The sequence below is a fragment of the Streptomyces sp. bgisy130 genome (assembly GCF_057708345.1).
Genome location: NZ_JBYISA010000010.1, coordinates 193,962 through 218,331, shown reverse-complemented (window position 1 = coordinate 218,331; position 24,370 = coordinate 193,962). Strand labels below are relative to the sequence as shown.

The 24,370-nt window shown below is 71.4% G+C and carries 27 protein-coding genes; 19 read left to right on the top strand and 8 right to left on the bottom strand.

Annotated features, from left to right (window positions below; translation table 11 throughout):
• Positions 1-61 precede the first annotated feature (61 nt).
• On the top strand, positions 62-3,613 hold the full coding sequence (dnaE, locus tag AC3EUV_RS16610; RefSeq protein WP_432143152.1) for a DNA polymerase III subunit alpha: 3,552 nt from the start codon (positions 62-64) through the stop codon (positions 3,611-3,613).
• Positions 3,614-3,687: 74 nt separating this feature from the next.
• Here the strand turns inward: dnaE and AC3EUV_RS16605 are convergent, their stop codons facing one another.
• Complete coding sequence (locus AC3EUV_RS16605) at positions 3,688-3,861, bottom strand: hypothetical protein (RefSeq protein WP_362601611.1); 174 nt, start codon at positions 3,859-3,861, stop codon at positions 3,688-3,690.
• Positions 3,862-4,136: 275 nt separating this feature from the next.
• Between AC3EUV_RS16605 and AC3EUV_RS16600 the strand changes: the two genes are divergently transcribed.
• From AC3EUV_RS16600 to AC3EUV_RS16585, 4 genes are all read left to right on the top strand, one after another.
• Positions 4,137-5,423 carry an NYN domain-containing protein gene (locus AC3EUV_RS16600; protein ID WP_432143153.1) on the top strand — a complete coding sequence of 429 codons (1,287 nt, stop codon included), beginning with the start codon at positions 4,137-4,139 and terminating at the stop codon, positions 5,421-5,423.
• Between the two features lie 161 nt (positions 5,424-5,584).
• On the top strand, positions 5,585-6,517 hold the full coding sequence (locus tag AC3EUV_RS16595) for an ABC transporter ATP-binding protein (protein ID WP_432143232.1): 933 nt from the start codon (positions 5,585-5,587) through the stop codon (positions 6,515-6,517).
• A gap of 61 nt (positions 6,518-6,578) precedes the next feature.
• Complete coding sequence (locus tag AC3EUV_RS16590; RefSeq protein ID WP_432143154.1) at positions 6,579-7,400, top strand: ABC transporter permease; 822 nt, start codon at positions 6,579-6,581, stop codon at positions 7,398-7,400.
• Positions 7,401-7,468: 68 nt separating this feature from the next.
• Positions 7,469-8,221, top strand: coding sequence for an ABC transporter permease (locus AC3EUV_RS16585; RefSeq protein ID WP_435603220.1), 753 nt, complete (start codon positions 7,469-7,471; stop codon positions 8,219-8,221).
• 51 nt (positions 8,222-8,272) lie between these two features.
• On the opposite strand, the gene ybaK is transcribed toward AC3EUV_RS16585, so the two are convergent.
• The 3 genes from ybaK to AC3EUV_RS16570 all read right to left on the bottom strand — a co-directional run bounded on the left by ybaK (position 8,273) and on the right by AC3EUV_RS16570 (position 11,440).
• Positions 8,273-8,767, bottom strand: a complete 495-nt coding sequence (gene ybaK, locus AC3EUV_RS16580) for a Cys-tRNA(Pro) deacylase (RefSeq protein ID WP_432143156.1) — start codon at positions 8,765-8,767, stop codon at positions 8,273-8,275.
• Between the two features lie 45 nt (positions 8,768-8,812).
• Complete coding sequence (locus AC3EUV_RS16575) at positions 8,813-9,559, bottom strand: LON peptidase substrate-binding domain-containing protein (protein ID WP_432143157.1); 747 nt, start codon at positions 9,557-9,559, stop codon at positions 8,813-8,815.
• Positions 9,560-9,838: 279 nt separating this feature from the next.
• Positions 9,839-11,440, bottom strand: a complete 1,602-nt coding sequence (locus AC3EUV_RS16570) for an oxidoreductase (RefSeq protein WP_435603219.1) — start codon at positions 11,438-11,440, stop codon at positions 9,839-9,841.
• Between the two features lie 263 nt (positions 11,441-11,703).
• Between AC3EUV_RS16570 and hisD the strand changes: the two genes are divergently transcribed.
• From hisD to AC3EUV_RS16515, 11 genes are read left to right on the top strand one after another with little or no spacing between them, the layout of a single operon-like run.
• Positions 11,704-13,026, top strand: a complete 1,323-nt coding sequence (gene hisD, locus AC3EUV_RS16565) for a histidinol dehydrogenase (RefSeq protein WP_432143159.1) — start codon at positions 11,704-11,706, stop codon at positions 13,024-13,026.
• 8 nt (positions 13,027-13,034) lie between these two features.
• The gene (locus AC3EUV_RS16560; protein WP_432143160.1) at positions 13,035-14,153 is read left to right on the top strand and encodes a histidinol-phosphate transaminase; all 1,119 of its coding nucleotides are present in this window, start codon (positions 13,035-13,037) and stop codon (positions 14,151-14,153) included.
• Positions 14,150-14,743 carry an imidazoleglycerol-phosphate dehydratase HisB gene (gene hisB / locus AC3EUV_RS16555; RefSeq protein WP_432143161.1) on the top strand — a complete coding sequence of 198 codons (594 nt, stop codon included), beginning with the start codon at positions 14,150-14,152 and terminating at the stop codon, positions 14,741-14,743. The genes AC3EUV_RS16560 and hisB overlap by 4 nt, the downstream gene beginning before the upstream one ends.
• Before the next feature lie 3 nt (positions 14,744-14,746).
• Positions 14,747-14,911 carry a hypothetical protein gene (locus tag AC3EUV_RS16550; protein WP_167511540.1) on the top strand — a complete coding sequence of 55 codons (165 nt, stop codon included), beginning with the start codon at positions 14,747-14,749 and terminating at the stop codon, positions 14,909-14,911.
• The gene (gene hisH / locus AC3EUV_RS16545; protein ID WP_435603218.1) at positions 14,902-15,558 is read left to right on the top strand and encodes an imidazole glycerol phosphate synthase subunit HisH; all 657 of its coding nucleotides are present in this window, start codon (positions 14,902-14,904) and stop codon (positions 15,556-15,558) included. Before AC3EUV_RS16550 ends, hisH begins: the two co-directional genes overlap by 10 nt.
• An 8-nt stretch (positions 15,559-15,566) precedes the next feature.
• On the top strand, positions 15,567-16,289 hold the full coding sequence (gene priA / locus AC3EUV_RS16540) for a bifunctional 1-(5-phosphoribosyl)-5-((5-phosphoribosylamino)methylideneamino)imidazole-4-carboxamide isomerase/phosphoribosylanthranilate isomerase PriA (RefSeq protein ID WP_026169748.1): 723 nt from the start codon (positions 15,567-15,569) through the stop codon (positions 16,287-16,289).
• A gap of 21 nt (positions 16,290-16,310) precedes the next feature.
• Positions 16,311-16,718 carry a Rid family hydrolase gene (locus AC3EUV_RS16535; protein WP_190145050.1) on the top strand — a complete coding sequence of 136 codons (408 nt, stop codon included), beginning with the start codon at positions 16,311-16,313 and terminating at the stop codon, positions 16,716-16,718.
• Positions 16,715-17,479, top strand: coding sequence for an imidazole glycerol phosphate synthase subunit HisF (gene hisF / locus AC3EUV_RS16530; protein WP_398834395.1), 765 nt, complete (start codon positions 16,715-16,717; stop codon positions 17,477-17,479). Before AC3EUV_RS16535 ends, hisF begins: the two co-directional genes overlap by 4 nt.
• Before the next feature lie 31 nt (positions 17,480-17,510).
• Entirely contained in the window at positions 17,511-17,780 is a 270-nt protein-coding gene (locus tag AC3EUV_RS16525; RefSeq protein WP_432143164.1) for a hypothetical protein, read from the top strand.
• Positions 17,773-18,057, top strand: a complete 285-nt coding sequence (locus tag AC3EUV_RS16520) for an SH3-like domain-containing protein (RefSeq protein WP_432143165.1) — start codon at positions 17,773-17,775, stop codon at positions 18,055-18,057. The genes AC3EUV_RS16525 and AC3EUV_RS16520 overlap by 8 nt, the downstream gene beginning before the upstream one ends.
• Positions 18,054-18,644 (top strand): nitrile hydratase subunit alpha, encoded by a 591-nt coding sequence (locus tag AC3EUV_RS16515; protein WP_432143166.1) that lies wholly within the window; start codon positions 18,054-18,056, stop codon positions 18,642-18,644. The genes AC3EUV_RS16520 and AC3EUV_RS16515 overlap by 4 nt, the downstream gene beginning before the upstream one ends.
• 1 nt (position 18,645) lies before the next feature.
• Here AC3EUV_RS16515 and AC3EUV_RS16510 read toward each other — a convergent pair whose 3' ends face one another.
• The 3 genes from AC3EUV_RS16510 to AC3EUV_RS16500 are packed head-to-tail and all read right to left on the bottom strand — an operon-like array spanning position 18,646 to position 22,044.
• A complete protein-coding gene (locus AC3EUV_RS16510) occupies positions 18,646-19,389 on the bottom strand; it encodes a succinate dehydrogenase/fumarate reductase iron-sulfur subunit (RefSeq protein WP_432143167.1) in 744 nt (247 codons plus the stop codon).
• Positions 19,386-21,335 carry a fumarate reductase/succinate dehydrogenase flavoprotein subunit gene (locus AC3EUV_RS16505; RefSeq protein WP_435603217.1) on the bottom strand — a complete coding sequence of 650 codons (1,950 nt, stop codon included), beginning with the start codon at positions 21,333-21,335 and terminating at the stop codon, positions 19,386-19,388. Before AC3EUV_RS16505 ends, AC3EUV_RS16510 begins: the two co-directional genes overlap by 4 nt.
• A 1-nt stretch (position 21,336) precedes the next feature.
• Positions 21,337-22,044, bottom strand: a complete 708-nt coding sequence (locus AC3EUV_RS16500; RefSeq protein WP_435603216.1) for a succinate dehydrogenase — start codon at positions 22,042-22,044, stop codon at positions 21,337-21,339.
• 95 nt (positions 22,045-22,139) lie between these two features.
• Here AC3EUV_RS16500 and AC3EUV_RS16495 point away from each other — a divergent pair, with 95 nt between their 5' ends.
• Together AC3EUV_RS16495 and AC3EUV_RS16490 are read left to right on the top strand one after the other, a co-directional pair.
• Positions 22,140-23,036, top strand: a complete 897-nt coding sequence (locus AC3EUV_RS16495; RefSeq protein WP_435603215.1) for a LysR family transcriptional regulator — start codon at positions 22,140-22,142, stop codon at positions 23,034-23,036.
• 101 nt (positions 23,037-23,137) lie between these two features.
• On the top strand, positions 23,138-23,770 hold the full coding sequence (locus AC3EUV_RS16490) for a TIGR03085 family metal-binding protein (protein ID WP_435603214.1): 633 nt from the start codon (positions 23,138-23,140) through the stop codon (positions 23,768-23,770).
• Positions 23,771-23,797: 27 nt separating this feature from the next.
• Here AC3EUV_RS16490 and AC3EUV_RS16485 read toward each other — a convergent pair whose 3' ends face one another.
• Positions 23,798-23,941 carry a hypothetical protein gene (locus AC3EUV_RS16485; RefSeq protein ID WP_432143172.1) on the bottom strand — a complete coding sequence of 48 codons (144 nt, stop codon included), beginning with the start codon at positions 23,939-23,941 and terminating at the stop codon, positions 23,798-23,800.
• A gap of 33 nt (positions 23,942-23,974) precedes the next feature.
• Between AC3EUV_RS16485 and hisI the strand changes: the two genes are divergently transcribed.
• Positions 23,975-24,364 (top strand): phosphoribosyl-AMP cyclohydrolase, encoded by a 390-nt coding sequence (gene hisI, locus AC3EUV_RS16480; protein ID WP_432143173.1) that lies wholly within the window; start codon positions 23,975-23,977, stop codon positions 24,362-24,364.
• The last annotated feature ends 6 nt before the right edge of the window (positions 24,365-24,370 follow it).

Here is a 24,370-nt window from a genome sequence, read left to right as displayed (position 1 = left end):
GCCCCTCCCGGTCCTGCCGGGAAGGTGCCCCCGCCGACCGTTTTCCCGGAGGTCCTCCGCCGTGGCAGCCTCGTCCAGGCCCCCCTTCACGCACCTGCATGTCCACACCCAGTACTCACTGCTGGACGGTGCGGCGCGGCTGTCGGACATGTTCAAGGCGTGCAACGAGATGGACATGACGCATATCGCCATGTCCGACCACGGCAACCTCCACGGCGCCTACGACTTCTTCCACTCGGCGCAGAAGGCCGGGGTGACGCCGATCATCGGCATCGAGGCCTATGTGGCCCCGGAGTCGCGGCGCAACAAGCGCAAGATCCAGTGGGGCCAGCCGCACCAGAAGCGCGATGACGTCTCCGGTTCCGGTGGTTACACCCACAAGACGATCTGGGCGGCCGACAAGACCGGTCTGCACAACCTCTTCCGGCTGTCCTCGGACGCGTACGCCGAGGGCTGGCTGACGAAGTGGCCGCGGATGGACAAGGAGACCATCGCCCAGTGGTCCGAGGGCCTGATCGCCTCCACCGGCTGCCCCTCGGGTGAGCTCCAGACCCGGCTGCGGCTCGGCCAGTTCGACGAGGCGCTGAAGTCCGCGTCCGAATACCAGGACATCTTCGGCAAGGACCGGTATTTCCTGGAGCTGATGGACCACGGCATCGAGATCGAACGCCGGGTCCGCGACGGCCTCCTGGAGATCGGCAAGAAGCTCGGCATCCCCCCGCTGGTCACCAACGACTCGCACTACACCTACGCCCACGAGTCCACCGCGCACGACGCCCTGCTCTGCATCCAGACCGGCAAGAACCTCTCCGACCCGGACCGCTTCCGCTTCGACGGCACCGGCTACTACCTCAAGTCCACGGACGAGATGTACGCCATCGACTCCTCGGACGCCTGGCAGCAGGGCTGCGCCAACACCTTCCTGGTGGCCGAGCAGATCGACACCAGCGGGATGTTCGAGAAGCGCGACCTGATGCCGAAGTTCGACATCCCGGAGGGCTTCACCGAGGTCACCTGGTTCCAGGAGGAGGTCCGGGTCGGCATGCAGCGCCGCTTCCCGGACGGGGTCCCCGAGGACCGGCAGAAGCAGGCCGAGTACGAGATGGACATCATCATCCAGATGGGGTTCCCCGGCTACTTCCTCGTCGTCGCCGACTTCATCATGTGGGCCAAGAACAACGGCATCGCGGTGGGCCCCGGCCGTGGCTCCGCGGCCGGCTCGATCGTGGCGTACGCGATGGGCATCACCGACCTCGACCCGATCACGCACGGACTGATCTTCGAGCGGTTCCTCAACCCCGAGCGCGTCTCCATGCCCGATGTCGACATCGACTTCGACGAGCGCAGGCGCGTCGAAGTCATCCGGTATGTCACGGAAAAGTACGGCGCCGACAAGGTCGCCATGATCGGCACCTACGGCAAGATCAAGGCCAAGAACGCCATCAAGGACTCGGCCCGCGTGCTGGGTTACCCCTACGCCATGGGCGACCGCCTCACCAAGGCCATGCCCGCCGACGTCCTCGGCAAGGGCATCGACCTCTCCGGTATCACCGACCCCCAGCACCCGCGCTACAGCGAGGCGGGCGAGATCCGGGGGATGTACGAGAACGAACCGGACGTGAAGAAGGTCATCGACACCGCCAAGGGCGTCGAGGGCCTGGTCCGGCAGATGGGTGTGCACGCGGCCGGCGTGATCATGTCCAGCGAACCCATCGTCGACCACGCCCCGGTCTGGGTGCGGCACACCGACAACGTCACCATCACGCAGTGGGATTACCCCCAGTGCGAGTCGCTCGGCCTGCTGAAGATGGACTTCCTGGGCCTGCGCAACCTCACCATCATGGACGACGCCGTCAAGATGGTGAAGAAGAACAAGGGCGTCGAGCTGGAGATGCTCTCCATCCCGCTGGACGACCCCAAGACCTACGAGATGCTCTGCCGCGGTGACACGCTCGGCGTCTTCCAGTTCGACGGCGGCCCGATGCGCTCGCTGCTGCGGCTGATGAAACCCGACAACTTCGAGGACATTTCCGCCGTCTCGGCCCTGTACCGCCCGGGCCCGATGGGCATGGACTCGCACACCAACTACGCGCTGCGCAAGAACGGCCTCCAGGAGATCACCCCGATCCACAAGGAGCTGGAGGAGCCGCTCAAGGAGGTCCTGGGCCTCACCTACGGCCTGATCGTCTACCAGGAGCAGGTGCAGAAGGCCGCCCAGATCATCGCCGGGTACTCCCTCGGTGAGGCCGACATCCTCCGCCGCGTCATGGGCAAGAAGAAGCCCGAGGAGCTGGCGAAGAACTTTGTGCTCTTCCAGGAGGGCGCGAAGAAGAAGGGCTTCTCCGACCAGGCCATCCAGGCGCTGTGGGACGTCCTGGTCCCGTTCGCCGGCTACGCCTTCAACAAGGCGCACTCCTCCGCGTACGGCCTGGTCACCTACTGGACCGCCTACCTCAAGGCCAATTACCCCGCCGAATACATGTCCGCGCTGCTGACCTCCGTGCGCGACGACAAGGACAAGTCGGCGGTCTATCTGAACGAGTGCCGGCGCATGGGCATCAAGGTGCTGCCGCCCAACGTCAACGAGTCCGAGGCGAACTTCGCCGCCCAGGGCGACGATGTGATCCTCTTCGGCCTCACCGCGGTCCGTAACGTCGGCCAGAACGTCGTCGATTCGATCATCCGCTGCCGCAAGGCGAAGGGGAAGTACTCCTCCTTCCCGGACTACCTCGACAAGGTCGACGCGGTCGTCTGCAACAAGCGCACCACCGAATCACTGATCAAGGCCGGCGCCTTCGACGAGATGGGCCACACCCGCAAGGGGCTGACGGCCCACTACGAGCCGATGATCGACAACGTGGTCCAGGTCAAGCGCAAGGAGGCCGAGGGGCAGTTCGACCTCTTCGGCGGCATGGGCGACGACAGCGCCGACGAGGGGCCGGGCTTCGGGCTGGACATCGAGTTCTCGGACGTCGAGTGGGACAAGACCTATCTCCTCGCCCAGGAGCGCGAGATGCTCGGTCTCTACGTCTCCGACCATCCGCTCTTCGGCCTGGAGCATGTGCTGTCCGACAAGGCGGACGCCGCCATCGCCCAGCTGACCGGCGGCGACTACTCGGACGGCTCGATCGTCACCATCGGCGGCATCATCTCCGGCCTCCAGCGCAAGATGACCAAACAGGGCAACGCCTGGGCCATCGCCACCGTCGAGGACCTGGCCGGCTCCATCGACTGCATGTTCTTCCCGGCCACCTACCAGCTGGTGTCCACCCAACTCGTCGAGGACACCGTGGTCTTCGTCAAGGGCCGCCTCGACAAGCGGGAGGACATCCCCCGGCTGGTCGCCATGGAGATGATGGTCCCCGACCTCTCGGAGGCCGGCACCAACGCCCCGGTGACGATCACCATTCCGACGGTCAAGGTCACCCCGCCGATGGTCGAGAAGCTCGGCGAGGTGCTCAGCAGCCACCGCGGCTCCACGGAGGTGCGGATCAAGCTCCTGGGGGCCCGCAAGACCACCGTGCTCCGGCTGGACCGGCACCGGGTCACGCCCGACCCGTCGCTGTTCGGTGATCTGAAGGTGCTGCTCGGCCCGTCCTGTCTGGCGGGCTGAGCGGCCGGCTCCCGCCGGTACCCCGAGGGGCGCGCCCGTTGTGGACGCGCCCCTCAACTTCCCTGTGGCGTAGGTCAGTTGTGACCGAAGCGCCGCTGGTGCTTACGTGCCACATCCGCCGGGCTGCCCTGCGCCTGCGACCGCGCCTGGGACTGTGCCTCCAGGCTCGCCTTCTGGGCCTCCTGCTGGCCGCGCTCGGCCGCGGATGCCTTCTGCTGACTGCGGTCCTGCTTCTTGTCCTTGGCCATGATCTTTGCCTCCTGAGGGGGGAATCCGGGATCTGGGCCGGAACCAGACTGACATGGCGGACAGACGCCTGCATTTCGGGCAATTACCGTGCGTTATATGGTTGATCACGCACCGTGTACGACGCCTCCGCTGAATCCGCCACGCCGATGATCGAGTTCGGGCAGATAACGCCCGTACGGTCGGGCAGACTCGAAGGAAAGCCGAAGAGCACTCGAGCCATGGGCCGAGCCGGGGGGCGACCGGACTTTCAGCACCTCAGGGAAGAGGGTGGAACGTGGATCGCTGCGTCGTCCTGGTGGACGCCGGATATTTGCTCGGTGCCGCCGCCAGTCTGCTCGCCGGAGAGCCCGCCCGTTCCAGGATCACCGTCGACCACGCCGCCCTCATCCAGGGGCTGCGCCAGCGCGCCGAGGCGGAGACCGAACGCTCGCTGCTGCGCATCTACTGGTTCGACGGCGCCCCCGACCGCGTCCCGCAGCCCGAGCACCGCAGGCTGCGGGTGATGCCCCGGGTCACCGTCCGGCTGGGTGCCCTGACCCGCAGCGACGGCCGCTGGGCGCAGAAGGGCGTGGACGCCGCCATGCACGCCGAGCTGACCGAACTCGCCCGTAACCGCGCCTGCTCCGACATCGTGCTGGTCACCGGCGACGGAGATCTGCTGCCCGGACTGATGTCCGCGAAGGAGCACGGCGTCGCCGTCCATCTGTGGGCCGTGCAGGCCGCGGACGGCGACTACAACCAGTCCGAGGACCTGGTCGCCGAGGCCGACGAGCGGCGGGTGCTGGACCGCACCTGGATCACCCGCGCGGTCCGCGCCAAGGAACTCGGCGGCCCCTGCGCCCCGCCGCCGGTACCCCGCCCCGAGATCGCCGCGATCCTCTCCGCGCCACTGCCCGAGTCCGCGGTCGCGGCCGCGGCGGCCGCCGCGGGCGGCCCGGAAGCCGCCGAGCACACCCATGAGCACAACGGCGCCAACGGCGTCTCCCGCCCGGCGGCCGGTGCAAGCGGGGCGGCCGCCGCCGACGGGTCCGGCGCCGGCTCCAAGGTCGTGCCCACCCCCAAGGACCTGGCCGGCCTCGGCCGGGCGCACGCCGCGGGCCAGCAGCCGGCCGGCGCGGGCGGGCCGGCGCAGGCGGCGGGCGCCACCCTGCGCTGGTCGTCCGACAAGGGCTGGGTCGAGCGCGGCGGCGCCGCAGGTGAGCCGGACGGGACCGCCGCGCTGCCCACCCTCGCCCAGCTCACCAGCGCCGAGCAGCGCTGGGCCGACCGCGAGGAGGACATCACCGCGGTCAGCGGCGACCCCTTCGAGGTCGGTCAGGTCTTCGCCCGCCGCTGGACCGACCGGCTCTCCGACGCCGCGCATCTTCAGCAGCTGTCCACGGAGTACCCGCGCATCCCGCACCGGATCGACGGTGAACTGCTGCGCTACGCCGCCCGCTTCGGACTGCTCGCCCACAAGGACGACCAGATCGACGAGCACGACCGCTATGCGATCCGGGCCGGTTTCTGGCGCGAGGTCGATCTGCGGACGGCCGCCGAGCACGCACCGGCCGCGGACTGACGGCCCCCGCCGCCCCGGGCCCGGCTCGCCCGCCGGAGCCCCGCGGCCCGAGGGCGGCCCGGGGACGCGTACCCTCATAGCTCGTGAGGACGGGCGCAAAACAGGTGAAGCGCGGGGTGCCGGTGTGCGCCGTGCGGGACCTGGTCAAGACGTACCCCGCGATGCGCGGGCGCCGCGGGGCGGCACAGGCGCCCGCCGTACGCGCCAGCGACGGCATCACCCTGGATGTGCACCGCGGCGAGATCTTCGGGCTGCTCGGCCCCAACGGCGCCGGGAAGTCCACCCTCGTGCGCCAGCTCACCGGACTGCTGCGCCCCGACTCCGGCGGGATCTCCGTCCTGGGCCACGATCTGGTGCGCCACCCGGAGCGGGCCGCCCGGCTGCTCGCCTACCTGGGCCAGGAATCCACCGCCCTGGACGAGATGACCGTCGCGCTGGCCGTGGAGACCACCGGCCGGCTGCGCGGCCTCGGGGCCCGCGAGGCGCGCGCCGAGCGGGACGCGGTGATCGACGAGCTGGGCCTCGCGGACCTCACCGGACGGGCCCTGAAGAAGCTCTCCGGCGGGCAGCGCCGGCTGGCCTGCTTCGCCACCGCGCTGATCGGCGAGCGGCCGCTGCTGGTGCTGGACGAGCCGACCACCGGCATGGACCCGGTCGCGCGGCGCGCCGTATGGGCCGCGGTGGACCGGCGGCGGGCCGAGCGCGGCGTCACGGTGGTGCTGGTGACGCACAACGTCCTGGAGGCCGAGAGCGTGCTCGACCGGGTCGCGGTGATCGACCGTGGCCGGGTCATCGCCTGTGACACGCCCGGCGGACTGAAGGAAATGGTGAGCGACGAGGTGCGGCTGGAGCTGGTGTGGCGCGACCGCCCGCCGCTGGACGTGCCCGAGGTCGCCGCCCTGGAAGCCGCCGCGCACGCCTCCGGCCGCCGCTGGACCCTCCGCCTCCCCGCCGACCAGGCCCGCTCCGCCGTCGCCGCCGTCACCGCGGGCCCCGCCTTCGCCGCCCTCGACGACTTCACCCTCGCCACGCCGAGCCTGGAAGATGTCTACCTGGCCCTCGGCGGCCGGGCCGAGGGGCTGGTCAAGGCGTGAACGGGGACCGGTCCGGCGGACGTATGCACGGCCAGGGGGACAGCGAGGAAGTGGTGACAGCGTGAGTGTGGTTCCCGTGCAGGCGGTGGCCGGGGCGGCCCGGGCCACCGGGGTACGAGACGAGGAGGCCGCCCCGCTGGCGCCGCCCGCCCGTCTGGTGCCCGCGCTGGTCGCCGTCTACCGGGCCCAGCTCTCCCGGGCCCGGGTCGCACGGATCCCGCTGCTGTTCGTCGCCACCTTCCAGTCCATCGGGATCATGGTCCTGCTGCGCGGGGTGGTCGACGGCGGCGAACCGGCGCGGGCAGTGGTGTCCGGCTCCAGCGTGCTGGTCGTCGCCTTCGTGGCGCTCAACCTCCTCGCCCAGTACTTCGGCCAGCTGCGGGCCGGCGGCGGGCTCGACCACTACGCCACGCTGCCGGTGCCGCCGGCCGCCGTGGTGCTCGGCGCCGCCGCCGCCTACGCCTCGTTCACCGTGCCGGGGACGGTGGTCACCGCGGTCACCGGCTGTGTGCTCTTCCAGCTGCCGATGTCCCATCTGTGGGTGCTGGCCGCGGTGCTCCCGCTCGCCGGGGCGGCGCTGGCCGGTCTCGGCGCGGCCCTCGGACTGCTCGCCCCGCGCCAGGAACTCGCCACGCTCTGCGGCCAGTTGGGGATGTCGGCGGCGCTGCTGCTGGGCGTCCTGCCGGCCGAGCGGATGCCCGCAGTGATCGGCTGGGCCCGTGATCTGCTGCCCTCGACCTATGGCGTGGAGGCGCTGGCGCGCAGCTTCGACCCGCACCCGGACTGGGTCGCGGTCGGCGCCGACCTGGGCGTCTGCGCGGCCGTCGGGGTGCTGTCCCTGGCCGTCGCCACCTGGGCCTACCGGCGGGCGGCGACCCGGTGAGCGGGGCCACCTCGCCGAACGGGCGTCCTGCTGCCGGTCCCACCAGCCCCACCTGGCACGATGACGGTGTGACCGCACCGCTGACGCCCCGCGACAACCAACCGCCCGAAGAGCCCCGGCACCCCGAGGCCGCGCCCGCCGCCGATCACGGTGGTTTGGGCGGCCCGGAGCTGGCCCGTGAGCTGCGCGAGGGTGCGCTGATCGCGCTCCTGGTCGCGGTGACCGGTGCGCTGCTCGGCCTGCTGTGGAACTGGCTCGCGCCGCATGTCCCGCTGGTCGCGGACACCCGCAACGTCTACCTCAAGAACACCGAGGGCGAGGAGTCGATCGGCGCGGACGGCACCTTCCTCCTGCTGGCCTTCGCCTTCGGCGTGGTCACCACCGCCGTGGTCTTCCTCTTCCGTCGGCGCGGCGGGATTCCGCTGGTCGTGGCGCTGGTCGTGGGCGGGCTGCTCGGCGCGACGCTGGGCTGGATGACGGGGATGTGGCTGGGCCCGACGCCGGACGTGGTGGCCCACGCCAAGCAGGTCGGTCCCGGTGTGGTCTTCGACGGCCCGCTGCGGTTGCAGGCCAAGGGCGCCCTGCTGGCCTGGCCGATGGGGGCGATGCTCACCCAGGTGGTGCTGTCCGCGCTGTTCGGACCGCCCGACCCGGTGCCGGAGGTGCCGTACTGGCTCCAGGGGCAGCACGGGGAGCCGGGCCCGGAGGGGCAGCAGGCCCAGCAGGCCCAGCAGGCGCCGCAGGCTCCGGAGACACCGCAGCAGGAGGTCCCGGACCGGCTCCGGAAGCATCACGACCAGCGGCCGCCCGCCGAGGGCTGAGCAGCACACACCGCACGGGGCGGCCGGTCCACCGGCCGCCCCGCGGCGCGTTCAGCCGCGGGCGATCGGCGCGAGGTGCGCCCCCGTGAGCGCCACCAGATCGCCGGGCGCCAGCTCGACCTCCAGCCCGCGCCGCCCGGCCGAGACACAGACCGTCGGCCGGCCCTCGGCCGAGGCGTCCACGACCGTGCGCAGCCGCTTACGCTGCCCCAGCGGCGAGATGCCGCCGCGGACGTAGCCGGTGCTGCGCTCGGCCGCCGCCGGGTCGGCCATCGTGGCCCGTTTGCCGCCCACCGCGGCCGCCAGCGCCTTGAGGTCCAGCGACCCCGACACCGGGACCACGGCCACCGTCAGGGTGCCGTCGACCTCCGCCAGCAGGGTCTTGAACACCTGGTCCGGCGCGACCCCGAGCGCCTCGGCGGCCTCCTCGCCGTACGACGGGGCGGCCGGATCGTGCTCGTAGGAGTGGGTGGTGAACGGGACGCCGGCCGCGGTGAGGGCGACGGTCGCCGGGGTGCCGACGGACTTCTTGGACTTCTTCGCCAACGTCTTCGTGCCTCGCGTCAGGGCCCGGCAGCTGGGGCCGCTCGTTCAATTGGGGCTGGTCGGCTGCCGGGTCAGGTCCACCGCCGGCAGCGACGGGAGCTTACCGAGCACCGCCGACTCCTGGCGAAGGAGTTTCAGCTCCTGCGCCAGCCGGGCCGCGGTGTCCGGCGCCTCCAGCAGCCGCTGCTTGGCGGGCACGTCCAGCACGGCCGCCGCGGCGACGAGATACGACAGGACGGACGGGTCGGCCGGCAGATCCTGCCCACTCGACAGGGTCCGCTCGTTCGCCCAGGCCAGCCGCTTTTGATAGGTCCGGAACGCCCGTACGACACCGGAGGCCAGCGCGCCGGCGCCCTCGCCCTCGTCGTCCTCCAGGACCTCCAGCTCCCCGGTCAGATACGGCCCCGAGGCATCCACCGACAGCAGCCGGAAGCGGGTGGTGCCGGTCGCGAGGATCTCGTAGCCCGTGTCGTCGTCGGACGACTTCTCCCGGATGGTCGCCGCGTCGGCGATACAGCCCACGGTGTGGAACGCCTGCACCGGGTCGTCGCCGAAGCCCGCCGCGGGACCGTCCGAGGCGGGCACGGTGTTGTCCGGCATGCCCTGCGCGGTAGCGGCGACCTCCCGGCCGTCCCGGATCGCGATCACCGCGAAGCGGCGGTCGTCCTCGGCTACGGCGCTCAGATCGCGCATCATGGCCCGGTACCGCGCCTCGAAGACGTTCAGCGGGAGCACGAGTCCCGGGAACAGCACCGAGTTCAGCGGGAAGAGCGGTAGGCGCAGGGAGGTCACAGCCCGTAAGCCTAGACGCTGCGCTTGGCTGTGTTCCCACGTGGTCGGGAATCCCGTCGTGGTGGTTGTTCGCCGTTGCGCCTGCGGCGGGCCGGGGTCCGCTGCGCGGGGCTGTCGGGGTGCGGTGACGGACCTCCGGGGCAGGGGTGTGGGACTGCTTCGCTTTACGTCCCACACCCCTGCCCCTCCGGCCCGTCCCCTCCCGCGGGTGGGTGGTGGTGAGGCCGGTGGGGGTGCATGTTGGTGGTCGGGTGTGCCTTGGCGGTCGCGGTGATCTGGCTATTGCCGTCGCAGCAGGCGGGACGCACCGGCGGCGACCGTCGTGGCCAGTACCCAGCCCGCCAGGATGAGTACCGCGGCCGCCCACTGTGCGCCGCCGCCCGGTTTCCAGGCGGCGCTCTGGTTGAGGTCTATTACCGGTAGCAGCAGGTCGAGGGAGTAGAGGTAGGGGTTCCAGGGGGGCGCCTCGCCTGTTTTGAGGGGTGGCGGTGGGGAGGTCGAGAAGTAGATCGTGCCGATCGCCCACAGGATGGCCATCCACACCGCGGCCCGCCCCGGCCGGTAGCCGTAGGCCACCGTCCAGTCCTGGAGGAAGCCCCAGGTCTTCGCGGCCAGCGGCAGCGTCTCGCGGCGGCGGCGCTGCTTGGCCAGCAGCACCTCGCGGGCGTCGGCGTCCTCACCAGTGGTGCGCAGCGAGGCGGCGAGCATCTCGTACGGCTCGGGGGCGTACTCGGGGGTCGCCGCGGCCACCCACTGGAGCCGCAGCGAGAGCGGGAAGTGGCCGCGCGGGATCAGCGTCTCGTAGGCGAAGCCGGCCATCCACAGGCCGCCCAGCCCCGGCCAGCTCGCCGACTTGTCGACGAGATTGACCACCCGGGCGCCGGAGAGGATCACCCGGCCGCGCTGCGGCCGCTCGCCGAGGAACCGCAGCTCGGGCGTCTGGATGCGGCGCAGCGACAGCTCCTGGTCGGACTCCATGATGAACCGGGCGTGCTCGAAGTCGACCGCGTCGCCGAACCGCCCGTCGTCCAGGCGCATCCCGCCCTCGCACTCGAAGCGCTGCACCCGGGTGCCGCGTGAGGGGGTGTAGGCGGTGCCGTACGGGGGAGTGGTGCCGCTGGAGAACGGGGAGTTGGGCAGCCCGGCGGCGGTCAGATAGAGGGTGCGCTCGACGGTCAGCTGCGGGGCGTTCAGGGCGCGGCGGCCGAAGGGGTTGCTCAGCCGGCTGCCGCGCAGGCTCAGTGACACCCCGATGGTGGCGCCGCGCAGCGACAGCTCTCCATAGGACTCCAGCATCTCGGCCTGGAGGTCCTGGGTGACGGTCATCCCGTCCGCCATGATCGACCGGCCCTGCCGGTCCTTGTGCACCACGGTCTGGTTGAGCATCAGGTCCGTGCCTATGTGGGCGTCGGTGAGCCGGATGCCGGAATGCACCACGCAGCGCGGCAGATGGAGATCGCCCTCGGTGTGCAGCCGGGCCGCCTCCACCCGGGGTATCGCGCAGTTCACCAGCCGCAGGGTGGTGAACCGGCTCTCGGGGAGCACCACCTCGGCCTCGAAGCGGCAGTCCCGCAGCTCCACGAATGGCTTGATCGTGCCGCCCGCAACGTCGAGAGTGTCCGTGATGTACGCACCGGTGATCTTGAGCGCGGAGACCCGGCCGGGCTGCGCGGGCGGCCCGTCGAGCAGCAGCAGCGCCACCACCCGGGCCCGCACCCGGCGCTCCGGGCCCCACAGATGCTGCCCGTGCGGATCGTCCCTGGCCGGATCGCCGATGTGCAGATCGCAGGTGCTGCCGTTGCGGAACGCCTGCCACATGCTCCATTCCGCGGAGGTCAGCTGTAGCTCGGCCGGCGCGTCGCCGTCCGCGGGTTCGGTCACTGTGGGTCCCCCTTGCTCTCCCGTGGTGTGTCGCAACCTGTTCGGACGCAATTCGTGCACCGGTCGTGTTGCGTCCCGCAGGTCTCCCCGTACGCCGTCGTGTGGCCCTTGCCCGCCCCGTGACTGCTTGAACACGCGCGGTCAGGGCCAACTCCGGTCAACTTCGAACGGCCGGGTCACGGTGCGTCCGGGGTGTGCTCCGCTGTGTATCACTGAGTGATACGGCCGCTCGGGCGCCGGAGCGGGTCTGAGACACTGGGGGAGTGATCTCCCGAATCGATCTGCGCGGTGACGCCCTTCCCGAGGGCGGCGCCCTGCGCGACCTGCTGCCCCGTGCCGAGTTCGACGTGGAAGCCGCCCTGGAGAAGGTGCGGCCCATCTGCGAGGACGTACGCCATCGGGGCACCGCGGCGCTGATCGACTACGCGCGGCGGTTCGACGGTGTGGAGATCGAGCAGGTACGGGTGCCCGCCGAGGCCCTGCGGGACGCGCTCGACGGGCTCGACCCGGCCGTGCGGGCCGCCCTGGAGGAGTCCATCCGGCGCGCCCGGATCGTCCACCGCGAACAGCGCCGCACGGACGTCACCACCAAGGTCGTCCCCGGCGGCACGGTCACCGAACGCTGGGTGCCGGTCGAGCGGGTGGGCCTCTATGTCCCCGGCGGTCTCGCGGTCTACCCGTCCTCGGTGGTCATGAACGTGGTCCCGGCGCAGGAAGCCGGTGTCGAGGGCATCGCCGTGACCTCCCCGCCGCAGAAAGAGTTCGGCGGCCGGCCGCACCCGACCATCCTCGCCGCCTGCGCCCTGCTCGGTGTCGACGAGGTCTACGCGGCCGGCGGCGCCCAGGCCATCGCGATGTTCGCCTACGGCACCGACGAGTGCCTGCCGGTCAACCTCGTCACCGGCCCCGGCAACATCTACGTCGCCTCCGCCAAGCGCCTGCTCAAGGGCCGGATCGGCATCGACGCCGAGGCCGGCCCGACCGAGATCGCGGTCCTCGCGGACGCCACCGCCGACCCCGAGCACGTCGCCGCCGACCTGATCAGCCAGGCCGAGCACGACACCCTCGCCGCCGCCGTCCTGGTCACCGACTCCGCCGAGCTCGCGGACGCCGTCGACGAGGCCCTCAAGCGGCAGGTCGCCGCCACCAAGCACATCGAGCGGATCACCGAGGCGCTGGCCGGGCGGCAGTCCGCGACCGTCCTCGTCGACGGCATCGACGAGGGCCTGAAGGTCGTGGACGCCTACGGTGCCGAGCACCTGGAGATCCAGACCGCCGACGCCACCGCCGTCGCCGCCCGGGTCCGCAACGCCGGCGCGGTCTTCGTCGGCCCGTACGCCCCGGTCTCGCTCGGCGACTACTGCGCCGGCTCCAACCACGTGCTGCCCACCGGCGGCTGCGCCTGCCACTCCTCGGGCCTGTCCGTGCAGTCCTTCCTGCGCGGCATCCATGTCGTGGACTACTCGCGTGACGCGCTGGCCGAGGTCGCCCACCATGTGGTGACCCTCGCCGAGGCCGAGGACCTCCCGGCCCATGGCGCCGCGCTCAAGGCGAGGTTCGACTGGAAGGTCCCGCAGAGCAAGTGAGCAGGCACGTGACCCGTATTGACGACCTCCCCATCCGGGACGAGCTGCGCGGCAAGTCGCCCTACGGCGCGCCGCAGCTGGACGTCCCGGTGCGGCTGAACACCAACGAGAACCCCTACCCGCTGCCCGAGCCGCTGGTCCGGCGGATCGCCGAGCGGGTGACCGAGGCCGCCCGGCAGCTCAACCGCTACCCCGACCGGGACGCGGTCGAGCTGCGCACCGAGCTGGCCCGCTACCTCACCCACACCGCCGGCCACGAGGTCACCAAGGACCACGTATGGGCCGCCAACGGTTCCAACGAGGTCATCCAGCAGCTGCTCCAGACCTTCGCCGGCCCCGGCCGCACCGCCCTCGGCTTCGAGCCGTCGTACTCGATGCACGGCCTGATCTCCCGCGGCACGGGCACCGGCTGGATCTCCGGCCCGCGCAACGACGACTTCACCATCGACGTCGAGGCGGCCACCGCGGTCATCGCCGAGCGGCGGCCCGACGTGGTCTTCATCTGCTCGCCGAACAACCCCACCGGCACCGCCGTCGAGGCCGCCACCGTGCTCGCGCTCTATGAGGCGGCGCAGGCGGCCCGCGCCGACGGTGCCGGGGCCCTGGTGGTGGTCGACGAGGCCTACGGCGAGTTCAGCCACCGGCCCTCGCTGCTGCCGCTGCTCGAAGGCCGGCCGAATCTGGTGGTCTCCCGGACGATGTCCAAGGCATTCGGCGCCGCCGGGCTGCGGCTGGGCTATCTGGCCGCCGACCCCGCCGTGGTCGACGCCGTCCAGCTGGTCCGGCTGCCGTACCACCTCTCGTCCGTCACCCAGGCCACCGCGCTGGCCGCGCTGGAGCACACCGAGACGCTCCTGAAGTACGTCGAGCAGCTCAAGACCGAGCGGGACCGCCTGGTCACCGAGCTGCGGGCGGCCGGCTGCCAGGTCGTCGACTCCGACGCCAACTTCGTGCAGTTCGGCCTCTTCGAGGACTCCCACGCCACCTGGCAGGCGATCCTCGACCACGGCGTGCTGGTCCGTGACAACGGCGTACCGGGCTGGCTGCGGGTCACCGCCGGCACCCCGGCCGAGAACGACGCGTTCCTCGACGCGGTTCGCGCAGTACTGAAGGAGAGCAAGCGATGACCCGCGTAGGACGCGTGGAGCGCACGACGAAGGAAACGTCCGTGCTCGTCGAGATCGATCTCGACGGCAAGGGCGACGTGGACGTCTCGACCGGTGTCGGCTTCTACGACCACATGCTCGACCAGCTCGGCCGGCACGGTCTGTTCGACCTCAAGGTCAAGACCGACGGCGATCTGCACATCGACACCCACCACACCATCGAGGACACCGCCCTCGCGCTGGGTGCCGCCTTCAAGCAGGCGCTCGGTGACAAGTCCGGCATCTACCGCTTCGGCAACTGCACCGTCCCGCTGGACGAGTCGCTCGCCCAGGTGACCGTCGACCTCTCCGGCCGCCCGTACCTGGTGCACGCCGAGCCGGAGAACATGGCGCCGATGATCGGCAGCTACGACACGACGATGACCCGGCACATCTTCGAGTCCTTCGTCGCCCAGGCCCAGATCGCGCTGCACATCCACGTGCCGTACGGCCGCAACGCCCACCACATCGTGGAGTGCCAGTTCAAGGCGCTGGCCCGGGCCCTGCGCTACGCCAGCGAGCGCGACCCGCGCGCCGCCGGCATCATCCCCTCCACCAAGGGAGCCCTGTAGCCCGTGAACGGTCTCTCCACCGTCTTCATCCTGCTCGGGCTCTTCCTCCTCGGCGGCGTCTACTCCTTCTGGAAGCAGCAGCTGCCCAAGAGCCTGATCGTGCTGCTGTCCGTGGGCTCGGCGCTGTGTCTGGCCGCCGGTGTGCTCCGGTTGGAGGTATGGAATTGACCGCCTCGGCACCCCGTAAGAAGGTCGTCGTCTTCGACTACGGCTTCGGCAACGTCCGCTCCGCCGAGCGCGCGCTGGCACACGTCGGCGCCGACGTCGAGATCACCCGGGACTTCGACCGGGCGATGAACGCCGAGGGGCTGCTGGTCCCCGGCGTCGGCGCGTTCGCCGCCTGTATGGCCGGGCTGAAGGAGGCCCGCGGTGACTGGCTGGTGGGCCGCCGGCTGGCCGGCGGCCGCCCCGTCATGGGCATCTGCGTCGGCATGCAGATCCTCTTCGGCCGGGGCATCGAGCACGGTGTGGAGACCGAGGGCCTGGACGAGTGGCCCGGCACGGTCGGCCCGCTCCAGGCCGACATCGTCCCGCACATGGGCTGGAACACCGTCGAGGCCGCCGAGGGCTCGCAGCTCTTCGCCGGTCTGCCCGCCGACGCCCGCTACTACTTCGTGCACTCCTACGCGGTGCACGACTGGGAGCTGGAGGTCGGCAACCCGCACCTCGCCGCGCCCAAGGTCACCTGGGCCACGCACGGCGCGCCCTTCGTGGCCGCGGTCGAGAACGGCCCGCTGTGGGCCACCCAGTTCCACCCCGAGAAGTCCGGCGACGCCGGCGCCCAGCTCCTGACCAACTGGATCAACACCCTGTGAGCCCCCTGATGCCGAAGCTCGAACTCCTCCCCGCCGTCGACGTCCGCGACGGCCAGGCCGTCCGCCTCGTCCACGGCGAGTCCGGCTCCGAGACCTCCTACGGCGACCCGCTGGAGGCGGCCCTCGCCTGGCAGCGGTCCGGCGCCGAATGGCTGCACCTCGTCGACCTCGACGCGGCCTTCGGCACCGGCGACAACCGGGCGCAGATCGCCGAGGTCGCCCGCTCCATGGACATCAAGGTCGAGCTGTCCGGCGGCATCCGCGACGACGACACGCTCGCCGCCGCCCTCGCCACCGGCTGCCGCCGGGTCAACCTCGGCACCGCCGCGCTGGAGACCCCCGAGTGGGTCGCCAAGGTCATCGCCGAGCACGGTGACAAGATCGCGGTCGGTCTGGACGTGCGCGGGACGACGCTGCGCGGCCGGGGCTGGACCCGCGACGGCGGCGACCTCTACGAGACGCTGGCCCGCCTCGACGCCGAGGGCTGCGCCCGCTATGTCGTCACCGACATCAACAAGGACGGCACCCTCCAGGGCCCCAACCTCGAACTGCTGCGGAACGTCTGCGCGGCCACCGACCGGCCCGTGGTCGCCTCCGGCGGCGTGTCCTCGCTCGACGACCTGCGGGCGCTGGCCACGCTGGTGCCGGAAGGTGTGGAGGGCGCGATCGTCGGCAAGGCGCTCTATGCGAAGGCGTTCACCCTCGAAGAGGCGCTGGCGGCAGTGTCGTAACAGCGGAGGAAAGGCGGCGTGATGACCATCGAGCGCGTACGGACCGGCGGTCCCTGGGAAGAGAAGATCGGCTTCGCTCGCGCCGTGGCGGCCGGTGACCGGGTCCTGGTCGCCGGCACGATGCCGCTGATCGACGGCGTCCTCCAGGGGGAGGGCGACCCCTATGTGCAGACCAAGGTCGCCCTCGCCAACGCCCTGGAGGCCCTCACCCCCTTCGGCCTCGGCGCCGAAGCGGTCCTCCGCACCCGTCTGTACCTCACCCACCTCCGCGACGTGGACGCGGCCGGCCGCGCCCACCGGGAGCTGTTCGCCGCGGCGCCGCCGGCCTCGACCCTGGTCGTGGTCTCCGGCTTCGTCGACTCCCGCGTCCTGGTCGAGGTGGAACTGGAAGCTTTCCGAGAAATGTCAGAGAGGCCTGAACCCACATGACCCTGGCGGTCCGAGTCATCCCTTGCCTGGACGTCGACAACGGCCGGGTCGTCAAGGGCGTCAACTTCCAGAACCTGCGGGACGCCGGCGACCCCGTCGAGATGGCGAAGATCTACGGGGACGAGGGCGCCGACGAGCTGACCTTCCTCGACATCACCGCCTCCTCCGGCAACCGCGAGACCACCTATGACGTGGTCCGCCGCACCGCCGAGCAGGTCTTCATCCCGCTGACCGTCGGCGGGGGTGTCCGCACCCCCGAGGACGTCGACAAGCTGCTGCGGGCCGGCGCCGACAAGGTCGGGGTCAACACCGCCGCCATCGCCCGCCCCGACGTGATCCGCGAGATCGCCGAGCGCTTCGGCAGCCAGGTCCTGGTCCTCTCGGTCGACGCCCGCCGCACCGACGCCGGCACCCCGTCCGGCTACGAGGTCACCACCCACGGCGGCCGCCGCGGCACCGGTATCGACGCCGTCGAATGGGCCCACCGCGCCGCCGAACTGGGCGCCGGCGAGATCCTCCTGAACTCCATGGACGCCGACGGCACCAAGGACGGCTACGACGTCGCGATGATCGAGGCGGTCCGCAAGCACGTCACCATCCCGGTGATCGCCTCCGGCGGCGCCGGCAAGCTCGACGACTTCGCCCCGGCCGTCGCCGCCGGCGCCGACGCGGTGCTGGCCGCCTCCGTCTTCCACTTCGGCGACCTGCGCATCTCCCAGGTCAAGGACGCCCTGCGGGGCGCGGGTCACCCGGTGCGCTGACACGAAGATCACTAACGCGTAGGCTCCGGCCATGAGCCGTGTCAACGATGTGGGTGGCCAGGCCGGGTTCGGGGCCCTGGAGATCGAGGCGGACGAGCCGCCGTTCCATGCCGACTGGGAGGCGCGGGTGTTCGCGCTGAACTCCGTGCTGGTGCGGAACGGGGTCTACCGGCTCGACCAGTTCCGGGACGCCGTCGAGCGGATGGCCCCGCAGGAGTATCTGGCGGCGTCGTACTACGAGCGCTGGCTGCACGCGATCGAGACGCTGCTCGCCGAACGGGGGCTGCTCGGCGATGACTGACTTCCGGGCGGGGCAGCGGGTGCGGGTGCGCGCCGTCGACCCTGAGGGGCACACCCGGGTGCCGCGGTATGTGCGCGGCCAGGTGGGGCGGATCGTCGAGTGCCAGGGGCGGTGGGCGCTCGCCGACGAGAGCGCGGCGGGCGTCGCCGAGCCGCGCGTCGAGCCCGTCTACACCGTGGCCTTCGCCGCGGGCGATCTGTGGGGCGAGGGCGGTCACGAGGTCACGGTCGACCTCTGGGAGTCGTACATCGAGCGGGTACGGGAGGACGGCGCATGAGCGGCGAGCACACGAGTACACCGGTGGCGGCGCGGGTCAGGCGGCTGGAGGCGCGGCTGACCGGGGCCGGGGTGGTCACCGAGGCACAGCTGGACGCGGCGCTCGCCGCGATGCTGGAGGGGGCCTCGCCGGTCAACGGGGCGCGGATCGTGGCGCGCGCCTGGACCGACCCGGGGTTCCGGGAGCGGCTGCTGGCCGACGCGAATGCGGCGCTGCCCGAAGTGGGGCTCTCCATGGCGGGCGGCATCCAGGAGCAGCGGCTCAAGGTCGTCGAGAACACCGCCACCACCCACCATGTCCTGGTGTGCACCCTGTGCTCCTGCTATCCGATCGGGCTGCTGGGGCCCTCGCCGTCCTGGTACAAGAGCGAGGCATACCGCTCGCGGGTGGTGCGCGAACCCCGCGCCGTCTTGGCCGAGTTCGGGCTGGAGCTGCCCGACGACACCACGATCACGGTGTGGGACTCCAGCGCGGAGAGCCGCTACCTGGTCCTGCCGCGGCGGCCCGAGGGCACCGAGGGGCGGAGCGAGACGGAGCTGGCCGCGCTCGTCACCCGGGAGGGGCTCATCGGGACCGCCGCGGTCTGACTCAGCGGCCCTTCCGCGCCGCCCGCAGGAACTCGCGGTTCATCGCCGTGATGCTGAACAGCGGGATGCCCTTGGGGCAGGCGGTGGCGCACTCGCCGGTGAGGGTGCAGCCGCCAAAGCCCTCCTCGTCCATCTGCGCCACCATGTCCAGCACCCGGGTCCCGCGCTCGGGCGCGCCCTGCGGCAGCACATTGAGATGGTTCACCTTGGCGGAGGTGAAGAGCATCGCGGCACCGTTCGGGCAGGCCGCCACGCAGGCCCCGCAGCCGATGCACTCGGCGTGCTCGAACGCGGAGTCGGCGTCCGGCTTCGGCACGGGGGTGGCGTGGGCGTCGGGCGCGGCCCCGGTCGGTGCGGTGATGTAGCCGCCGGCCTGGATGATCCGGTCGAAGGCGGAGCGGTCGACTACCAGGTCCTTGACGACCGGGAACGCCGCGGCGCGCCACGGCTCGATGTCGATGGTGTCGCCGTCCTTGAAGGACCGCATGTGCAGCTGGCAGGTCGTGGTGTGCTCCGGGCCGTGCGCCGCGCCGTTGATGACGAGCGAGCAGGCGCCGCAGATGCCCTCGCGGCAGTCGTGGTCGAAGGCGACCGGGTCCTCGCCGTTGAGGATCAGCTCCTCGTTGAGGGTGTCGAGCATCTCCAGGAACGACATGTCGGAGGAGATCCCGTCCACCTCGTAGGTGGACATGGCGCCGTCGGCGTCGGCGTTCTTCTGCCGCCAGACGCGCAGGGTGAGCCTCATGCGTAGCTCCGCTGGGTGGGGTGGACGTACTCGAAGACCAGGTCTTCCTTGTGCAGGACGGGAGCGGCGCCGGTGTCGGTGAACTCCCAGGCCGCCGCGTAGGTGAACTCCTCGTCCCGGCGGGCGGCCTCGCCGTCCGGCGTCTGCGACTCCTCGCGGAAGTGGCCGCCGCAGGACTCGCTGCGGTGCAGCGCGTCGAGACACATGAGCTCGGCGAGCTCCAGGTAGTCGACGAGGCGATTCGCCTTCTCCAGCGACTGGTTGAACTCCTCGCCGGTGCCCGGGACCTTGATGCGGCGCCAGAACTCCTCGCGGATCTGCGGGATGCGCTCCAGCGCCTTGCGCAGACCGGAGTCCGTGCGGGCCATCCCGCAGAACTCCCACATCAGCTCGCCGAGTTCGCGGTGGAAGGAGTCCGGGGTACGGTCGCCGTCCACGGCCAGCATCAGGTTGAGCCGGTCCTGGGTCTCGGCCAGCACCTCCTGGACGACCGGGTGGTCGTCGGTGACCTTGTCGTGGTGCGGGTGGCGGGCGAGGTAGTCGTTGATGGTCGCCGGAAGGACGAAGTAGCCGTCGGCCAGCCCCTGCATCAGGGCCGAGGCGCCCAGCCGGTTCGCGCCGTGGTCGGAGAAGTTGGCCTCACCGATCGCGAAGAGGCCCGGGACGGTGGTCTGGAGGTCGTAGTCGACCCACAGGCCGCCCATCGTGTAGTGCACCGCGGGGTAGATCCGCATCGGCACCTCGTACGGATCCTCGTCGGTGATCCGCTGGTACATGTCGAAGAGGTTGCCGTACTTGGCCTCGACGGCCTTTCGGCCCGTGCGCGTGATGGCGTCCGCGAAGTCCAGGTAGACGCCCTGCCCGCCGGGGCCCACTCCCCGGCCCTCGTCGCAGACGTTCTTCGCGGCGCGGGAGGCGATGTCGCGGGGCACCAGGTTGCCGAAGGACGGGTAGCTGCGCTCCAGGTAGTAGTCCCGCTCGTCCTCGGGGATCGTGTGCGCGGGCCGGTCGTCGCCCTTGGCCTTCGGCACCCAGATCCGGCCGTCGTTGCGCAGCGACTCGCTCATCAGCGTCAGCTTCGACTGGTGGTCGCCGGTGCGCGGGATGCAGGTCGGGTGGATCTGCGTGAAGCAGGGGTTGGCGAAGTAGGCGCCGCGCCGGTGGGCCCGCCAGATCGCGGTGGCGTTGGAGTTCATGGCGTTCGTCGACAGGTAGAAGACATTGCCGTAGCCACCGCTGGCGAGTACGACGGCGTCCGCGAAGTAGGTGTCGATCCTGCCGGTGATCAGGTCCCGGGCCACGATGCCGCGCGCCCGCCCGTCCACGACGATCAGGTCGAGCATCTCGGTACGCGGGTGCATCTCGACGGTGCCCGCGGCGATCTGCCGGCTGAGGGCCTGATACGCGCCGAGCAGCAGCTGCTGTCCCGTCTGCCCACGGGCGTAAAAGGTCCTGGACACCTGCACGCCGCCGAAGGACCGCGTGTCGAGCAGACCGCCGTACTCCCGCGCGAAGGGGACGCCCTGGGCGACGCACTGGTCGATGATCTCGACGGAGATCTGCGCGAGCCGGTGGACGTTCGACTCACGGGCCCGGAAGTCGCCGCCCTTGACGGTGTCGTAGAACAGCCGGTGGACCGAGTCGCCGTCGTTGCGGTAGTTCTTCGCCGCGTTGATGCCGCCCTGCGCGGCGATCGAGTGGGCGCGGCGCGGGGAGTCCTGGTAGCAGAACTGGACGACGTGGTAGCCCTGTTCGGCGAGCGTGGCGCCGGCCGAGCCGCCCGCGAGACCGGTGCCGACCACGATGACGGTGTGCTTGCGGCGGTTGGCGGGGTTGACGAGCTTCGCCTCGAAGCGCCGGGTGTCCCAGCGCCCGGCGACCGGCCCGGCCGGCGCCTTGGTGTCGTGGACCGGTTCCCCGGTCGCGTAGTCCGCAAAAGAGGCCATATCAGCTCACCACTCCGGTCATGACGGCGACGGGTACGGAGATGAAGCCCGCGGTCAGCGCCAGCGCGAGGACCTGGGCGAGGGTCTTCAGCAGGCGTTCGCGGGCCCGGCTGCCGACGCCGAGCGTCTGTGCGGCGCTCCAGAAGCCGTGCCGGATGTGCAGCCCGAGGGCGAGCATCGCGACGAGGTAGACGACGTTGCCGTACCAGGTGGAGAAGGTGTCCACGACGTTCTGGTACGGGTGGCCCTCCTGGAAGCCGCCCGGGTGCACGGTGCCGGTCGTGAGGTCGAGGAGATGCCAGACGAGGAACAGACCCAGGATGATCCCGCCCCACCGCATGGTGCGGGTGGCGTAGCTCGCCCGCGCCTTCTTGTGCGCGTACCTGCTCGGGCGGGCCCTGAGGTCGCGGCGGCTGAGCTGGTAGGCGGACGTGGCATGGGCGACGACGGCGGCCACCAGGACCACGCGGACCAGCCACAGCGTCCACTCGTAGTGCATGAACGGTTTCCCGACGACGCGCAGCCAGTGGGCGTAGCCGTTGAACTCCTCGGCGCCGAAGAAGATCTTCAGATTGCCGATCATGTGGACGACCAGGTAGAGCAGCATGACCAGGCCGCTCACGGCCATCACCGTCTTCTTGCCGACGGTCGAGCCCCACAGCAGAGCCGCGAAGGACGGCCCTCGGTCCGTCCGTGTGTCCAGTGCCATGGGTCCCGACGGTAAGGACCGGGTGGCCCATCAGTCCAAGACATGGTGCGGCTCATCTCCATAGGCACTGCCTATCGGTGCCTTACCGTCGTCGTATGCAGTTGCAGCAGCTCCGCTACTTCGCCGCCGTGGCCGACACCCGGCACTTCACCCGCGCCGCCGAGCGCGAACACGTCGCCCAGCCCTCCCTCTCGCAGCAAATCCGCGCCCTGGAACGGGAACTGGGAGCGGAGCTCTTCCACCGGGCCCGCGGCCACATCACCCTCACCGACGCCGGTGAGACGCTGCTGCCGTTCGCCCGGCGCATCCTCGCCGACGCCGAGACCGCCCGCCGCGAGGTCCAGGAGGTCGCCCAGCTGCGCCGCGGCCGACTCCGCCTCGGCGCCCCGCCCAGCCTCTGCGCCAGCCTCGTCCCCGACGTCCTGCGCGCCTTCCACGCCGGCTACCCCGGCGTGGACCTGATCGTCACCGAGGACGGCTCGCAGGACCTGGTCCGGGCGCTGGCCGGCGGCGCCCTGGACCTGGCCCTGATCATCACCCCGCTCCCGGTGCAGGCCCCCGCCCTGACCACCTCCGAGCTGCTGCGCGAGGAACTCGTCGTGGTCTCCGCGCCCGACCGCCCCGCGCCCGTCGGCCGGCGTACCCGCATCCGGGTGGAGGATCTGCGCGGCCGGCCGCTGGCCATGTTCCGCCGCGGCTACGACCTGCGGGAATTCACCACCGCGGCCTGCCGGGCGGCCGGTTTCGAACCGGCCTTCACCGTCGAGGGCGGCGAGATGGACGCGGTCCTCGGCTTCGTCCGGGCCGGGCTGGGCCTCGCCGTGGTGCCCAGCATGGTCGCCGAGCGCTCCGGCCTGCGGATCACCCCCTTCTCGACGCCCGGCATGCACCGCGTGGTGTCCGTCGCCCACCGGGGCGATGTCTCCCCGCCGCGCGCCGCCCGGGAGCTGACGCGCATCCTGATGGTGCATGTGGACCCGGGCGCGCCCTGAGCGGGGGCGGGCCCGGCGGCCGGGGCGCGCGGGCGGCCACCGGTGCGGGCCCGGGGCGCGGCGCCGTGGCAGGGGTGCGGGGCCGGTCGTAGGCTGGCCGCATGTCGACCCATGCGAAGCGTGAACGGCTCCTTCTCGCCGACTTGTTGGAGAGCGCCGGCCCCGAGGCGCCGACGCTGTGTGAGAACTGGTGCGCGCGGGATCTGGCCGCGCACGTGGTCGTGCGCGAGCGGCGCGCCGACGCGGCCGGCGGCCTCCTCGTCAAACCGCTGGCCGCCCGGCTGGAACGGGTACAGGCGGAGTTCGCCGCCAAGCCGTACGAAGAGCTGATCCACCTGATCAGGACCGGCCCGCCGCGGATGTCGCCGTTCGCCCTGAAGCAGATCGACGAGGCGTCCAACACCGTCGAGTTCTACGTCCACGCCGAGGACGTCCGCCGGGCCCAGCCGGACTGGGCGGCGCGCGAGCTGGACCCGGTGTTCGCGGACGCCCTGTGGTCCAGGATCGAGCGGATGGCCCGGGTGCTCGGCCGGAAATCGCCGGTGGGCCTGGTGCTGCGGCGGCCGGACGGGCGGACCGCGGTGGCCCACCGCGGCACCCCGGTGGTCACCGTCGTCGGCGAACCGGGCGAGCTGACGATGTTCGCCTTCGGCCGGCAGGAGGCCGCCGATGTGCAGCTGGACGGCGACAAGGAGGCGGTCGACCTGGTGACGGCGGCGAAGCTGGGCATGTGAGCCCGGCCCCTGCCCCGTAGCCACGTTCTAGGAGCGCAGCACCACCAGCGCGACCACCACGGCCACCACCACCGCCGACGCGAAGACCGCACCCAGGACCCGCGCCGCGACCCGCGCGGCGCGGTCCGGGTCCGGCGGCGGGGGCGGCGCGGACGGCGCTTGAGGATGCATAGGTGCAGGATGCCGCACGGCACAATGGAGACCATGAGCAGCCGCGCCACCACCCCGGACACCACCCCCGCCCTCGACCCCGCCATCGCCGCCCGCCTCAAGCGCGGCGCCGACGGTCTGGTCCCGGCCATCGCCCAGCAGTACGACACCGGCGAGGTGCTGATGCTCGGCTGGATGGACGACGAGGCGCTGCGCCGCACCCTGTCCACCGGCCGCTGCACGTACTGGTCCCGCAGCCGCCAGGAGTACTGGGTCAAGGGCGACACCTCCGGCCACGTCCAGCACGTGAAGTCGGTGGCGCTGGACTGTGACGCCGACACCGTCCTGGTCCGGGTCGACCAGGTCGGCGCCGCCTGCCACACCGGCGACCGCACCTGCTTCGACGCGGACGTTCTTACCCCCCGGGACGGCCAGGACAAGTAGGCTCCG

Excerpts from the sequence above, each read along its gene's own strand:
- AC3EUV_RS16535 (WP_190145050.1), top strand. The coding sequence starts at position 16,311 with ATGACCATCGAGCGCGTACGGACCGGCGGTCCCTGGGAAGAGAAGATC.
- AC3EUV_RS16485 (WP_432143172.1), bottom strand. The coding sequence starts at position 23,941 with ATGCATCCTCAAGCGCCGTCCGCGCCGCCCCCGCCGCCGGACCCGGAC.
- hisF (WP_398834395.1), top strand. The coding sequence starts at position 16,715 with ATGACCCTGGCGGTCCGAGTCATCCCTTGCCTGGACGTCGACAACGGC.
- AC3EUV_RS16505 (WP_435603217.1), bottom strand. The coding sequence starts at position 21,335 with ATGGCCTCTTTTGCGGACTACGCGACCGGGGAACCGGTCCACGACACC.
- AC3EUV_RS16520 (WP_432143165.1), top strand. The coding sequence starts at position 17,773 with ATGACTGACTTCCGGGCGGGGCAGCGGGTGCGGGTGCGCGCCGTCGAC.
- AC3EUV_RS16490 (WP_435603214.1), top strand. The coding sequence starts at position 23,138 with ATGTCGACCCATGCGAAGCGTGAACGGCTCCTTCTCGCCGACTTGTTG.
- AC3EUV_RS16525 (WP_432143164.1), top strand. The coding sequence starts at position 17,511 with ATGAGCCGTGTCAACGATGTGGGTGGCCAGGCCGGGTTCGGGGCCCTG.
- AC3EUV_RS16515 (WP_432143166.1), top strand. The coding sequence starts at position 18,054 with ATGAGCGGCGAGCACACGAGTACACCGGTGGCGGCGCGGGTCAGGCGG.
- hisH (WP_435603218.1), top strand. The coding sequence starts at position 14,902 with ATGGAATTGACCGCCTCGGCACCCCGTAAGAAGGTCGTCGTCTTCGAC.
- AC3EUV_RS16500 (WP_435603216.1), bottom strand. The coding sequence starts at position 22,044 with ATGGCACTGGACACACGGACGGACCGAGGGCCGTCCTTCGCGGCTCTG.
- AC3EUV_RS16510 (WP_432143167.1), bottom strand. The coding sequence starts at position 19,389 with ATGAGGCTCACCCTGCGCGTCTGGCGGCAGAAGAACGCCGACGCCGAC.
- AC3EUV_RS16605 (WP_362601611.1), bottom strand. The coding sequence starts at position 3,861 with ATGGCCAAGGACAAGAAGCAGGACCGCAGTCAGCAGAAGGCATCCGCG.
- AC3EUV_RS16495 (WP_435603215.1), top strand. The coding sequence starts at position 22,140 with ATGCAGTTGCAGCAGCTCCGCTACTTCGCCGCCGTGGCCGACACCCGG.
- priA (WP_026169748.1), top strand. The coding sequence starts at position 15,567 with ATGCCGAAGCTCGAACTCCTCCCCGCCGTCGACGTCCGCGACGGCCAG.
- hisI (WP_432143173.1), top strand. The coding sequence starts at position 23,975 with ATGAGCAGCCGCGCCACCACCCCGGACACCACCCCCGCCCTCGACCCC.
- hisB (WP_432143161.1), top strand. The coding sequence starts at position 14,150 with ATGACCCGCGTAGGACGCGTGGAGCGCACGACGAAGGAAACGTCCGTG.
- AC3EUV_RS16595 (WP_432143232.1), top strand. The coding sequence starts at position 5,585 with ATGCGCGGGCGCCGCGGGGCGGCACAGGCGCCCGCCGTACGCGCCAGC.